The 13,244-nt window shown below is 66.2% G+C and carries 11 protein-coding genes and 1 pseudogene; 7 read left to right on the forward strand and 5 right to left on the reverse strand.

Annotated features, from left to right (window positions below; translation table 11 throughout):
* Positions 1-127 precede the first annotated feature (127 nt).
* Positions 128-2,341 (reverse strand): thiamine pyrophosphate-dependent enzyme, encoded by a 2,214-nt coding sequence (locus AB0O34_RS33735; protein WP_363922503.1) that lies wholly within the window; start codon positions 2,339-2,341, stop codon positions 128-130.
* A gap of 203 nt (positions 2,342-2,544) precedes the next feature.
* Here AB0O34_RS33735 and AB0O34_RS33740 point away from each other — a divergent pair, with 203 nt between their 5' ends.
* On the forward strand, positions 2,545-3,921 hold the full coding sequence (locus AB0O34_RS33740; protein WP_363922505.1) for a hypothetical protein: 1,377 nt from the start codon (positions 2,545-2,547) through the stop codon (positions 3,919-3,921).
* A 61-nt stretch (positions 3,922-3,982) separates the two neighbouring features.
* On the opposite strand, the gene AB0O34_RS33745 is transcribed toward AB0O34_RS33740, so the two are convergent.
* Positions 3,983-5,017, reverse strand: coding sequence for a Scr1 family TA system antitoxin-like transcriptional regulator (locus AB0O34_RS33745; protein WP_363922507.1), 1,035 nt, complete (start codon positions 5,015-5,017; stop codon positions 3,983-3,985).
* Between the two features lie 310 nt (positions 5,018-5,327).
* On the opposite strand from AB0O34_RS33745, the gene AB0O34_RS33750 reads away from it, so the two are divergent.
* The 5 genes and pseudogenes from AB0O34_RS33750 to AB0O34_RS33770 all read left to right on the forward strand — a co-directional run bounded on the left by AB0O34_RS33750 (position 5,328) and on the right by AB0O34_RS33770 (position 9,046).
* Entirely contained in the window at positions 5,328-5,681 is a 354-nt protein-coding gene (locus tag AB0O34_RS33750) for a hypothetical protein (RefSeq protein ID WP_363922509.1), read from the forward strand.
* Positions 5,682-5,696: 15 nt separating this feature from the next.
* Positions 5,697-6,116, forward strand: coding sequence for a hypothetical protein (locus AB0O34_RS33755; protein WP_363922511.1), 420 nt, complete (start codon positions 5,697-5,699; stop codon positions 6,114-6,116).
* A gap of 167 nt (positions 6,117-6,283) precedes the next feature.
* Positions 6,284-6,594 (forward strand): annotated as a pseudogene (locus AB0O34_RS33760) (transposase); the annotation flags it as partial.
* A gap of 343 nt (positions 6,595-6,937) precedes the next feature.
* On the forward strand, positions 6,938-7,234 hold the full coding sequence (locus AB0O34_RS33765; protein WP_363922513.1) for a hypothetical protein: 297 nt from the start codon (positions 6,938-6,940) through the stop codon (positions 7,232-7,234).
* A 42-nt stretch (positions 7,235-7,276) separates the two neighbouring features.
* Positions 7,277-9,046 carry a TOPRIM nucleotidyl transferase/hydrolase domain-containing protein gene (locus AB0O34_RS33770; protein ID WP_363922515.1) on the forward strand — a complete coding sequence of 590 codons (1,770 nt, stop codon included), beginning with the start codon at positions 7,277-7,279 and terminating at the stop codon, positions 9,044-9,046.
* An 823-nt stretch (positions 9,047-9,869) separates the two neighbouring features.
* Here the strand turns inward: AB0O34_RS33770 and AB0O34_RS33775 are convergent.
* The 3 genes from AB0O34_RS33775 to AB0O34_RS33785 form a co-directional block, all read right to left on the reverse strand.
* The gene (locus tag AB0O34_RS33775; protein ID WP_363922517.1) at positions 9,870-10,739 is read right to left on the reverse strand and encodes an ABC transporter permease; all 870 of its coding nucleotides are present in this window, start codon (positions 10,737-10,739) and stop codon (positions 9,870-9,872) included.
* Between the two features lie 2 nt (positions 10,740-10,741).
* Positions 10,742-11,728, reverse strand: a complete 987-nt coding sequence (locus AB0O34_RS33780; RefSeq protein ID WP_363922519.1) for an ATP-binding cassette domain-containing protein — start codon at positions 11,726-11,728, stop codon at positions 10,742-10,744.
* 190 nt (positions 11,729-11,918) lie between these two features.
* Positions 11,919-12,515, reverse strand: coding sequence for a TetR/AcrR family transcriptional regulator (locus tag AB0O34_RS33785; RefSeq protein WP_363922521.1), 597 nt, complete (start codon positions 12,513-12,515; stop codon positions 11,919-11,921).
* 85 nt (positions 12,516-12,600) lie between these two features.
* Between AB0O34_RS33785 and AB0O34_RS33790 the strand changes: the two genes are divergently transcribed.
* Positions 12,601-13,244 (forward strand): carboxyl transferase domain-containing protein (locus AB0O34_RS33790; RefSeq protein WP_363922523.1); only part of this gene is annotated, 644 nt, incomplete at its 3' end.

Genomic DNA, 13,244 nt, shown 5'->3' on the forward strand with positions numbered 1-13,244 from the left:
GCCCCTGAGGCGGCCGGCGACGGCCGCGGCGGCGTACGGGGTGACGGTGATCGGCAGGAGGCTCGCCTCGGCCGCCCCGACGGCCTGCGCCGGCCGTGCCCGTGTCAGCCTCTTCACCAGGGTTCGCTCAGGCCAGTAGCTTGCGGGCGGCTTCTTCGATGTGGGTCTCGGAGAGCAGGACGTGGGCGGAGGCGTCGCCGAGCGGAATGAAGCTGTCCATGGAGGTCACCCGGGCCACCTGTCCGGTGAACCCTCCGTCGGCGAGCGCCGCGAGCACCCCCTCGGACACGCCGCCGGAGCCGCGCGTCTCGTCGGCGATGAGCACCTTGCCGGTCAGGTCGGCGGCGCGCAGCAGGTCTTCCGCGGGCAGCGGGGACAGCCAGCGCAGGTCGAGCACGCGGCAGCCGAACCCCTCGGAGGTGAGCCGGATCGCCGCCCGCAGGCTCATGCGCACGCCGTTGCCGAAGGTCACGATGGTCAGGTCGCGCCCGTCGCCGTACGCGCGGCCACTGCCGATCGGCACGTGGGTCTCCGCCCATCGCGAGGGCGGCGCGTACGGAGTGAGCCAGCCGTTGTCCCCCTCGTCCACCAGGTCGCGGGTGTTGTAGAGCGCGATCGGCTCCAGGAACACGCAGACGTCGCCGTCGGCGCCGGCGGCGGCGACGCAGGTGCGCAGCATCGCGGCGGCGTCGTCGGGCCGGGCGGGAGAGGCCACGACCAGCCCCGGGATGTCGCGCAGTGCGGCCACGGAGTTGTCGTTGTGGAAGTGGCCGCCGAAGCCCTTCTGGTAGGCGTACGCGGCCACCCGCACGACCATGGGGTTCCTGTAGGCGCCCTTGGAGAAGAACCGCAGCGTCGCCGCCTCGCCGCGCAGCTGGTCGAGGGCGTTGTGCAGGTAGGCGAGGTACTGGATCTCGGGGATCGGCAGCAGGCCTGAGGTGGCCGAGCCGAGGGCCAGGCCGAGCAGGGCCTGCTCGTCGAGGAGGGTGTCGAACACCCGTGCCGAGCCGAAGCGCTTTCGCAGCCCGCGCGTCACGCCGTACACCCCGCCCTTGCGCGCCACGTCCTCCCCGAAGAGCATGACCTCGGGGTGGGCGCCCATGAGGTCGAAGAGCGTGCGGTTGATCGACTGGGCGAGGGTGAGCGGCCCCTCCCGCTCGGGCGGGGTGTCGCCGAACAGCTTCGCCCGGTCGCCCGCCTGGCGCGTGGCCTGGGCCGCGACCTGGGCGGGGTGGCGGGGCGCGAGCGGCTCCATGACCTCGCGGGCCGAACGCAGCCGGGGCCTGCGGGTGGACTCCAGCGCCAGTTTGAGCACGTGCTCGCGGATCGTCTCGTAGCGCCCGAGCAGCTCGTCGGGGGACGTCAGCCCGGCGTCCACCAGCAGCTTCGCCGTGGCCAGCAGGGGGTCGCGCTCCAGGTCGGCGGCGATCTCGCGCGGCGCGCGGTACGCCGACTCGACGTCGGAGCCCGCGTGCCCCATCAGGCGGACCATGCGCAGGTGCAGGAACGCCGGTGACCTGCGGGTGCGCACGTGCTGGACCGCCTGGCACGCCACGTCGTACGTCTCGGCGAGGTCGCAGCCGTCGGCCTGGAAGCGCGGGATGAGGGGATGGCCGGACGCCTCGACCCACCCGGGCGGGGTGCGCACGCTGATGCCGATGCCGTTGTCCTCGCAGACGAACAGGATCGGCAGCGGAAGTCCCTGGTAGGCGCAGTAGGCCGCGGTGTTGATACCGCTCAGGGCGCTGGCGTGGTTGATCGAGGCGTCCCCGAAACTGCACACGGTGATCGCCCCGGCCGGCCAGGCCGCGCCGGTGACGCCGAGCTTGCGCGCCCGTTCGATGGCGAAGGCCACGCCGACGGCGCGGGGCAGGTGGCTGGCGATCGTGGAGGTCTGCGGGATGACCGCGAGATCGGGATGGCCGAAGACCTTGTGGCGCCCGCCGGCGATCGGCTCCTCGGCCGCGGCGGCGAGGCCGAGCAGCACGTCGCGCAGGCCTTCCTCGGCGAGCCGCCCGGCCTGCGCGGAGCGGGCCAGGTAGAAGGCCCCCGACCGGTAGTGCAGCAGGGCGGGATCGGTGACGCGGGTGGCGGCTCCCACCGCGACGTTGCCCTCGTGGCCGGCCGAGCCGATCGTGTAGAAGCCCTCGCCCTGCTCGCGCAGCCAGCGGGCGGCGATGTCGAGCAGCCGGCTGGCGAGCTGGATCTCGAAGAGCTCGCGACATCGGGCGCCGGTCAGCGTCGTGCCCGGCCGCACGGGCAGCCCGGGATCGCGGCGGCTGCCCGGCGAGAGCGCGGCAACCGACTCGGTGAAGTGCGTCTCAACTGCGTCGCGGCCCACAAGGCCGATTATGTCGCGATGAACCGGGTCGCGTCCCGGAGCTTGCCGAGACTGGTCGAGTGTCCGAGTGGACCGCTCTATTTGACTGTGATTAATGACGGTTTGTCAGACAGCACAACCGTTGTCGTAATGCGGCCGTCTACTAAGGAGGAATGACGTGGCACCCTCAAGCCGCGTTAGGCAACGGGAAGAAAGGACACCCCGTGTTAAAACGCATCCGTGCCGTCGTCGTGGCGATGGCCATGGGCGCCGGAGCCCTCGCTCTGGTGACCCCATCGGCGTCGGCGTCGGCAGGGAAACTCGCGGCCCCCGATGTCTCCTCTGTGGAGGTGAGCTCCAGCCCGGTCGTCGTCGAGAGCAAGGACGGCAAGGCGGTCACCTTCAGCTTCCTCGTCGACGGCGCGACCAGCGGGGGCTTCACGCTGAAGCGGCCCAACGGCTCGACGCTCGACCTTTCTGCCAAGAAGGTGGACGAGGCCGGCGGCAAGCAGAAGTGGCAGGGCACGCGCACCTTCGACCGGTCGGACGCCCCCGGTACGTGGAACGTCACGGCCAAGGCGACCAGCGTCGTCGGCACCGGTAAGGCGGACAAGGACTTCCAGGTCAAGCAGGTCTGGGAGAGCGACCTCGCCGGGTTCGGCGCCTCGCCCGAGCCCATCGGCAAGGGCGACACGCTGACCCTCCAGGGCCGGCTGCTGCTCAACGGCACCGATGGGTGGAAGCCCTACAAGGGGCAGAAGGTGTACATCGCCTTCCGTGCCGAGGGTAGCGCCGGATACGACCGGGTCGCCTACGACTACACCGACTGGAAGGGCCGCTTCTCGGCCGGCGTCAAGGCCGACCGCACCGGCTGGTGGCGGGCCGAGTACGACGGCTCGCCGGTCGCGCACAAGGCCACCAGCGACAGCGACCAGGTCGATGTGCGCCAGAAGAACACGTCGAGCCGGATCGCCGGCTTCGACGTGAACCCCGACCCCGCCGACCAGGGTGACAGGCTGACCGCGCGGGGACGTCTCGAACTGGACACCTCGCACGGCTGGGAGGGCTACCAGGGACAGAAGGTCGACCTGCTGTTCAAGCCCGACGGTTCGCGCTCGTGGCAGATCGTGGGGCACGACTGGACCGACCGTGGCGGCCGGTTCTCGATCGGCGCCGAGGCTGAGCGGTCCGGCTGGTGGCGGGCCGAGTTCGACGGCGCCGGGGGCGTGAAGGGCACGAGCAGCCGGTCGGTGTACGTGACGGTCAACGAGCCGGCACCGCCCGCCGACACCCGGATCATCAAGGCCAACGCCTACCCCGAGCCGGTGAAGTACGGCAAGTACGTCAAGAACAAGGGCACACTGCAGATCTGGGACGGCGACCACTGGACCGCCTACGACCACGTGAAGGTGGCCCTGTACTTCAAGCAGGCCGGCCACTCCAAGTGGGAGTACGTCAAGACGGTCAGCACGAACAGCGCCGGCAGGTTCTGGACCCAGGTCAAGGCCTGGCACTCCGGCTACTGGAAGATCCGCTTCAAGGGCAACGCCGAGGCCAACGCCTCGGCCGGCAGGAGCGACTACGTTCGCGTGAAGAAGTAACACCCCACAGGTGACACGACGGCCCGGGAGCTCACGAGCCCCCGGGCCGTTCGCTTGCCCGTCAGCGCTCAGGCGTCGAACTCGCCGACTGGACGCCCTTCGTGAAGGCGGCCCACTCTCCCGGCGTGAAGATCAACGCCGGGCCGCTCGGCTTCTTGCTGTCTCGGACGCCAATGCGCCCGCCGGGAAGGTGGGCGACCTCGACACAATTGCCACCGCTCCCGCCGGAGAAGGTGGACTTGGACCACGTCGCCGCGGTCAGCTCTTCGTTCAGCTCCATGTGCTCTCGAATCTCCTTAATCCGCTCAAGCGACGCCTGCTGAGGGAGCGCCTCCGCACGGATCATCTCGTACCGCGTTAGGAGTTCCTGGACTTCTGTGACACGTTCGATGACCTGGCTATGTCCTCCTATGGCCTCGACGTATACCGTATCCGGCAGGCCCGGGGCCTGAGCCATCAGGAATCCGCCCTCCAGCCCCACGGTTGAGCGGGCCCGGAATGGAAGCACCTGGATGATGACATAGGGGAGCGCGTCGAGGCCCTCAAGGCGCTTGAGCTGATCGATCATCACCTGTGCGTCGCCGATGACACGCTGGAGCGCCCCCTCGTCCACGACCGCCCAGAACATCGGCGGCTCCGGACGCTCGAGGATGCTCTGTCGCTCCATCCGCGCGGCGACCTGCTCTTCCACCCGCTCCAGAACCGGACGCGGCTCGCCACGGAAGATCGCCCTGGCGTACGCCTCGGTTTGGAGCAGGCCTGGGATGACGAGTGGCTCCCATGCGCGCAGCGCACTTGCCTCGCGCTCGATGTCGAGCCATGGTCGGAACCACGAGGGTGTCGCCGAGTGATGGATGAACGGCCAGAGCCGGACCAGCGCGCCATCCAGTTTGAGGGCATCGTCGCAGCGCTGGGCGAAGTCTCGCGACGGCGTGCGCTTCGCGGTCTCCACCGAACTGATCATGGCTCCTGTGTACTGCACCTTTGTGGAGAGTTGTTCTTGTGACAGTCCTGCCGCTTTCCGGTGTTTGCGTAGTTCGTAGCCGAAAAGGGCCCGGGGACTATCAGCGGGGTTGAGCTCGCTTGGGTGCGGCATCGAAACGCTCCTTCGACCGCTCCGAACTTCAACGGGGGGATTAACTGCGTCTGTCCAGGTGGTGTTGAGAGGAAATCTCTACCGAGAGTAATCGCTTGAGAGCAATCTGAGAAGCCAGAAGCGAAACTGTCGAGGAGATTAGGGCGGTCCAATGCCACGGGACCTTCGCAAGCAGATACGACCCCATTTGGGGGATTCCTCGCCTTTAACTCAGCTCACGTCGGCTTCGTTACAGGCGGCACAGCGTCTGAGCCAGGCCCTGCGGAGGTTCCGCACCCCGTCGGACGTTCGCGTCGGTACCGGTGTCGCGGTGGTGATCGTCTCGCCCGAGGTGATCGTCTGGACCACCGGACACTCCTACTCCTGGTGGTCGGGGCAGGGCGGCCTCAGGTACTACTGCCGGACCCCGGGCGGGAACGCCTTTGGCACGGCGTACCGCGTGGCGACGCGATACGCCGAGCTAATCGACGGCGATCCTCTGTCGCTGGAGATCCGGGAGACGCTGGGCTCGGTGCCAGATGCCCCTGAGATGCCTCAGCTCAACGATCGGGCGCTCATCAGGGGCAAACCGGCCGGCGTGCGCCGCAGGCCTGACCCACCGGCCGCACCTGGGCTCGCCGGCCCGCAGAACAGCTCGGACCACTCCTCCCATCTCCGACGATGAACGGCTGCTCACGCCATGGATCAGATCAACACCAAGCCGGTGACGGAAAAGAAGGCGCACGCAGACGCACAGCTGCTTTCCGTACTGGCCAAGGGCCTTCATGAAGAGGGCATTCCGTGTCTCATCGTGAAGCAGGTACGCCTTGTGCTCGCCTACGGGAAGGTCCGGCCGGTGACACACCACCCCACCGAACTGCTGGTATTCGGTACGGACGGCATGACTCGGGGACGGACCACCATCCAGACGAGCCTGCGCGGGATGGCCTACCGGGTCACGCCCGTGGGCGCCGTGCCAGAGTGCCTGTTCGTGCTGACGCAGGCCACCGAAGCGATCGCCTACCTGAGGGGCGTGGCACGGGATTACAACGCTGCCAGTTCCGCGCCCTCTGCGAACGATGGCTGGCCCTCATCCCCGGATAACATCCCAATACCCTGAAGTTCCGGCGACAGGACGGCCCGGGCGCTACCTGGCCATCCACGTGGCGCCCGGCGTGGCCGTCGCAGACGACTATTTCCGCCCGTGACAGGTCGCGAGCGACCAGGCCGCGCAGTGAACGCCGACCAGCGCCTGACACCCACAACGGCACCTAACAACCGGCCCAAGGCATGCGCGTCACCGTCCGTAGAAACACCCCGCCGGGCGCGCAACTGCGCTTCAACGACATCGAAGGACACCTCTTCACCCGTTCATTGCCAACACCGGTGACGGCCAATTGCCCGATCTCGAACTGTGGCACGCGTCGCGCCCGCTGCGAGGACCGCATCGGCTGCGCCAAGGACACTGGTCTACCCAACCTGCCCCTGCACAATTTCACCCATAACCAGATCCGGTGTGAGCTCGTCGTCCTGGCCTGCAAACTCCGGGCCTGGATGCAGATGCTCGCCCTGAGTGGCCCGCCCGCCGTTACGAACCCAACGCCTGTCACCTTCGCTGACGGCTTCGGCTCCGCATCTCCACACGATGGCCCTGGGCAAACCGCTGGGCAGGCATGACCTGACCCACAGCCCTCGCTCAGGGGGTACGCCGTGCCTGCGCTGAGATTGCTCACATAGTCGCCGGAGTCACAGAAAGTCGCTTTTATCACTATTTGTCGGGATATGCCCCGCACTTGTGGTTATCTAAACTGCTGGTTGTCGCTTGGGGCTGGTGTGTTCGGTGGGAGTGCATGACTCTGATTTGACCTAAGAGACTGCTTGTAGGACGCTTTTCCGATCGCCCTTGTCGAGTCAGCGTGGGGGGTCTTCGTGGACTCGGTCGTGCTTGAGCGCATCCGGACGGCTATCGCTGAGCAACGCCATCTGGCATTCACGTATCTCGGACTACCGCGAATCGTGACGCCGTGGCTACTCGGCACTACCAAGGCGGGACTCTGGCGTATGCGTGCGGCTCTAGTGGGAGGCCACTCCTCGTCGGGTCATGCCGGAGACGGCCGGCCGCGCTTATTTGATGCTGCAGTCATGTTCGAGGTCACGGTGCTCTTCGATCGCTTCGAGGTTCCAGGTGAGTACCGGCGAGACGATCGGGCGTTCACGTTCATCGACACCGCCCTCTGATCCCCTGAATCTAGACAGTGGGCCTATCCGCGGAGTGGTTTCGTGCAGATTGAATCGTTCAGCGTGTCAGGATTCAGGTCGTTGGCGGAAGTTTCCGACATTCCGCTGCGCTGTCCTACGGTTCTTACGGGGCGAAACGACAGCGGCAAGACTGCGACGCTTGCGGCCTTGGCGTTCTTGTTGAGAGCACACACACTGACCACAGATGACGTGCGCGAGGACGCGGAAGGTGCACAGATCGTCGTAACCTGTACGGCGAGGCTTACCGAGACAGAGCAGAAGCACCTGGATCTCGGGGAGACTATCCGGTTGCGAAGGCGGGGAGCTGCCGGATCACGGGCGGTGTATGAGATCGAGCGAGAGGTGCCGCGAGAGCCGCTCCTGCGTAACCTTGACGAATCGCTAGCTCTTGGGGTCCTGAAAGACCGAGCCCAAATGCTTGGTATCGAGCCGGATGGTCCGAAGGGTGTCAAGGAAACTTACCTTAAGGCGCTTCGCGCACGTGCTGTTGCCGAGGAGACCGTCATCGACTGGATGACGGTGGCCGATGGTGATCTAAACCTTCCGGAATATTTCCATCTGTCTGGCGCGGATGGGGCGAACTTGCGCTCCCAGCTGACTCAAGCTCTGCGGATCACCTACCGACGGATCCTGTCGGAGGCGGAATTCACGGAGCGCGTTAAGAATCTTGAGGAAGAGATTTCTCTGAAGCTGGCCGCCGAGCTCGAGGATCTATGCGATCTAATCCAGGAGCGGTGTGACGGGTACGAGGGTGTGACGATTCTGCCGATCGTCTCTGTTAAGGACGCGCTTTCCGATGTTCGCGTTATGGCGGATCGTAACGGTCGACGAGTAAATTTTGATCATGTCGGCACGGGCCGCCAGCGGCAGCTCAATCTTGCCGTTTGGGAGTGGTCCAATCGACAGGTCTCCACTAGTGTTCAGGAAGAGGCGCAAAACGGCCTGATCATCGCCTATGACGAACCCGACACGCACTTGGACTTCGTTCGGCAGCGGGAGTTCATGGACTTGGTTCGTGTGCAGTGCGCCAACCCAGGTGTCCGCATGATGGTTGCCACCCATTCGGTGAACCTGATCGACCGGGTTCCCTTGGAGAACGTAGCCCACCTCCGATTGGTCGGCGGCCAGACGGCGGTTGAGCGTCTCGCTACGCACGATGACTCAGACTATGGACAGTTTGTCAGCCGGATCTCAGATGAGCTAGGTCTTCCGACAAGCGCAGTGCTCTTCGAACGGTGTTTTCTTCTGGTCGAGGGAGCGACCGAAAAAGTGGCCTTCCCGCGACTATTTCACCTCGTAACAGGACGGAGGCTGCAAGAGTCGGGGATCGTCTTGTTCGACTCCGGTGGAAACACAACCGTACTTACTTTCGTGGGATACCTACGCGATCTTGGACGCGAGGTTCACGTTATCGTCGACCACGACAGTAAAAAGGACCATCCAAAAATTTTCGAGAAGGATAAACTTACGGCTCGTGGAATTACTTCCGATCATATCGACTACGTAGGCGACCCGAATGAGCTCGAGGAGTTGTTCACGGACGCTCAATGGGCCGCAACGGCGAACGAGTCCTGGCCTCGTAGTGATCACAGACTGTGGATTGAGCGGGACATTCACGATCTTCGGGGGACAGGGAAATTCAGTGGGAACCTCTCCACGCTTCTCCGCGACGGGTCCGGGGAGAGGGTTTCCAAGCCTGCGCTGTTGTCCAATCTGGCCCAGCGACTGCGAAGCCGTGACGAAGTGCCCGAGGTGCTAGTCGAGATTTTCGACCGTCTCGCAGCGGAGTGACGGTGTCGGATGGCAACCCGACCTGATCGAGCCGACTGTTTCGGGCGCAGACGACTTCAGGCGGAGAGCCAAGGTGAGAAGGCGGCGTCGGTGTCCGCTGGGTAGCTCGCTCGGATCTTCGCACAGCAGCCCGGTGATCGGGCATGCGGCCTGGGAGCCGGACTCGGCCGCCAGTGACTTCAGGCTGCACGCAGCACGCCGACAATGGTCCCGAATCATGATCAGTGCCTCGGTGCCCTACAGACGCCTAGTCACGAGTGCCTGGCTACGGTGGGTCGTCGTAGCTGCGATCCTCGAGGATGACATCGGGCCGCCGCCGGAGCCCGGCCGCGCTTGCTCCGCACCGGGGGATAGCCTCCAGCAGCGGCATGCCGCTGGTCAGAATGACAGCGAGAGGGATGCGGGTTGCGTCAGTGATCAGGTGGTGCTTGCTGACCAGCCGGCCTCGGTCGACGGGGCTTGGACCGGCCTGTGCCCCTCTGTATAGCGCTCTGACGTGGGAAAAATCCACGGCGACGCATTAGGAGTCGAGTGCGTCGGCGACTCGAAGGCGGTCGAGAAGTACCTCGTGCAGGCGTTGCCAGACCCTGGCCTTCTGCGATTCGGCCAGCCGCCGCCAGCAGGCCATCCCGAAGTCGTAGCCCACCTTTTGGGGCAGGTGCTCCCAGACGATCCGGTCTGCAGGACAAGCAGGATGCCTTGCAAGACCAGGCGGTCGTCCAGGCACTTGCGCCCGGGATGAAAAGTTCGGCGCTGCCGCTTGGGCCCGCCGCGGATATGATATTGAACACGGAGAGCGACGAAGCTCGGTTGAACGGCGAGCTCAGTCGGTGCGGTGGAACTGGGCGATCGCGATGCCGAGCAGGGCGACGCCCATGAGCGCGACGATGCCGAGCTCCACGGCGACCGGGACGTGCCAGCCGAACCAGTGGACCCCGGGGTTGAGCGCGTTCACGACCCTCGGGTCCACGTTGAGGTGGCTGAAGACCGCGTGGCGCATCGGGTCGACGGCGTACGTCAGGGGGTTGATCTTCGTCAGGAAGGCCAGCCAGCCGGGCAGGTTGGTCAGGGGGAACATCGCCCCGGACAGGAAGATCATGGGCATGATGGCCATCTGCATGATCCCGAAGAAGCTCTGCATGTTCTTCATGCGGGCGGCGAGGCTCACGCCGAAGGCGGTGATCGTGACCGACGCGAGGAACATCTCGCCGAGCAGAGTGAGGATCAGCGTGGGGGAGTAGGGCACGTGGACCAGCCCGGCGAGGGCCAGGATGATGACGCCCTGCGCGGTCGCGACGATGCCGCCGCCCAGGCACTTGCCGATCACGATCGAGGCGCGGCTGACCGGGGCCACCAGCATCTCGCGCAGGAAGCCGAACTCGCGGTCCCACACGATCGAGCCCGCCGAGAACATGGCCGTCGTGATCACCGTCATGGCGATCACGCCGGGATAGATGAAGGTGCGGAAGTCGACGCCCTGGCCCGGCCGTGAGACCAGCGTGCTGAGGCCGGTGCCCATCACGAACAGCCACAGCACGGGCTGCACCAGCGTGGAGATCATGCGGGTGCGGTCGTTGACGAACCGCAGCAGCTCACGGTGAAGGACGATCTTGATCGCCCGGATGTCGTGCCTGACGCTGCGCCCGGGTACGTGGACCCGGACGACTCCGGGTGCGGTGACGCCGGTTGCCATCGTTACCTCCTCGCCATGGCGCGCATCATCCACGCCGACGCGCCGCTCTCGCCCTCGGCGTCGCGGATGGTGGAGCCGGTGTAGTTCATGAACACGTCGTCCAGCGAGGGCCGCGACACGCTGACCGAGCGGATCGGCACCCCTAGCTCGGCGAACAGTCGGGGGACGAACTCCTCCCCGGAGGGGACGGCGAAGGTCACCACGCCCTCGCGGACGGCCGCGTCGAGGCCGAAACGCTCCTTGAGGGCGGAGATGGCGGTCGCGTCGTCATCGGTCTGGATCTGCACGCGGTCCTCGCCGACGCCGGCCTTGAGGGCCTCGGGGGAGTCGATGACCACGATCTCGCCGTGGTCGATGATGGCGATGCGGTCGCAGTACTCCGCCTCCTCCATGTAATGCGTGGTCATGAAGATGGTGATATCTTCTGTGTGCCGCAATTTATTGATATATCCCCAGATGGCGGATCGGGTCTGCGGGTCCAGCCCTACGGTCGGCTCGTCCAGGAACAGCACGCGCGGTGAGTGGAGCAGGCCCCGGGCGATCTCCAGCCGGCGCTTCATGCCCCCGGAGAACGTCATGACCTTGGCGTCCTTGCGGTCCCAGAGCGCGACCATCTCCATGACCTGCCGGATCCGCTCGTTGACCACCTCCTTCCGTACCCCGTACAGCTCCGCGTGGAAGCGGAGGTTCTGCTCGGCCGACAGGTAGCCGTCCAGGGTGGGATCCTGGAACACCAGCCCGATGTTGCGCCGGACCTCGTCCCGCTCCCTGACCACGTCGTGCCCGGCCACCTCGGCCGATCCGCCCGTCGGGCCCACGAGCGTGCAGAGCATGCTGATTGTGGTCGTCTTCCCCGCGCCGTTGGGCCCGAGGAAGCCGAAGACCTCGCCCGGCCGCACCTCGAAGTCGACGCCCTTGACGGCCTCGACGTTGCCGTAACTCTTCTTCAGCCCCCGTACGGCGACGGCGGGCGCCTCGCTTGTCGTCACTCTTCCTCATCCTCCTGCTTCCCCGCACGCGTAGCTCCATCATCTCCTCGGGCACGCTTCGCTGGTACGTACGGTCGCCTCGGAACTATCTAGATACACAAAAGATATATCGAGATAGTTCGCAGAACAAGGCCTTCGTCGAGGCATGGGAAAGGACGGGTCCGCGGCGGGGACGCCGGAAGTGCGGGAGTTAGCGTTCGTTAACGAGGCTGGTCAGGGCGACGCGGGCCATGCGGTGCAGGAGGTCGGACATGGCGTCGCGGGCCAGCTCACCGGCGCTGTGCGGGGTGGAGTTGAGGAGCCCGAAGACCGCGTGGGTGGCGGCGCGCAGCACCGGCGGCCGTACGCCCGGGTACAGCTCGGCCAGGACGGTGACCCACTCCTCGACGTACAGCCGCTGGAGCCGCCTGATCTGCCGGCGGGCGGGCTCGGGGACGTTGCCGAGCTCACGGTCGTGCACGGTGATCAGCGCGGGATGGTCGAGCGCGAACTCGATCTGCCCAGTGATCAGCGCGTCCAGCGCCTCGCTCCCGCCGGAGGCCCGGGTGACCCGTTCTACCGCCGAGGTGCGCAGGCGCTCGCTGATGTCCAGCAGCATCTCGGAGAGCAGGGAGTCCTTGCCGCTGAAGTGGCGGTACAGCGCGGGCCCCGATATGCCGACCGCGCCGCCGATCTCCTCGATCGACACGCCGTGGAAGCCCCGGGCCGCGAACAACGTGGCGGCGGCGTCCAGGATCTCCCTGCGCCGAGGGCTCGGAACGCGGGTAGGACTCCGCACAACGGTCATGACCGGCAATGGTAGACGAACCCGTTAATGATGACTAACATCCAGGGCGTTGTTAGCGAGCGTTAACCACTGGGAGGTGTGCGTCATGGGCCCTGTGCTCCGGACGACGGCGAGCCCGGTCGGCGAGGAGTTCAAGCGCAACGCGGAGGTCAACGAGCGCCTGGCCGCAGACCTGCGCGAACGGCTGGCGGTCGCGGCCCTCGGCGGCCCCGAGCGGTCACGCGTGCGGCACGTCGAGCGCGGAAAGCTCCTGCCCCGTGACCGCGTCGGCACGCTGCTCGACCCCGGCTCCCGCTTCCTGGAGCTCTCGCCGCTGGCCGCCACCGGGCTGTACGGCGACGAGGCCCCCGCCGCCGGGATCATCGCCGGAGTCGGCCGCGTCTCGGGCCGGGAATGCGTGATCGTCGCCAACGACGCGACCGTGAAGGGCGGCACCTACTACCCGCTCACGGTCAAGAAGCATCTGCGCGCCCAGGAGGTCGCCCTCCACAACCACCTGCCGTGCGTCTACCTGGTCGACTCCGGCGGCGCGTTCCTGCCGCTCCAGGACGAGGTCTTCCCCGACCGGGAGCATTTCGGGCGCATCTTCTACAACCAGGCCACCATGTCGTCGCGCGGCATCCCGCAGATCGCCGCCGTGCTCGGCTCCTGCACGGCCGGAGGCGCGTACGTGCCCGCCATGAGCGACGAGGCGGTCATCGTCAGGAACCAGGGCACGATCTTCCTGGG

Source organism: Sphaerisporangium sp. NPDC088356, assembly GCF_040685555.1.
In the GTDB taxonomy this organism is placed as follows: domain Bacteria; phylum Actinomycetota; class Actinomycetes; order Streptosporangiales; family Streptosporangiaceae; genus Sphaerisporangium.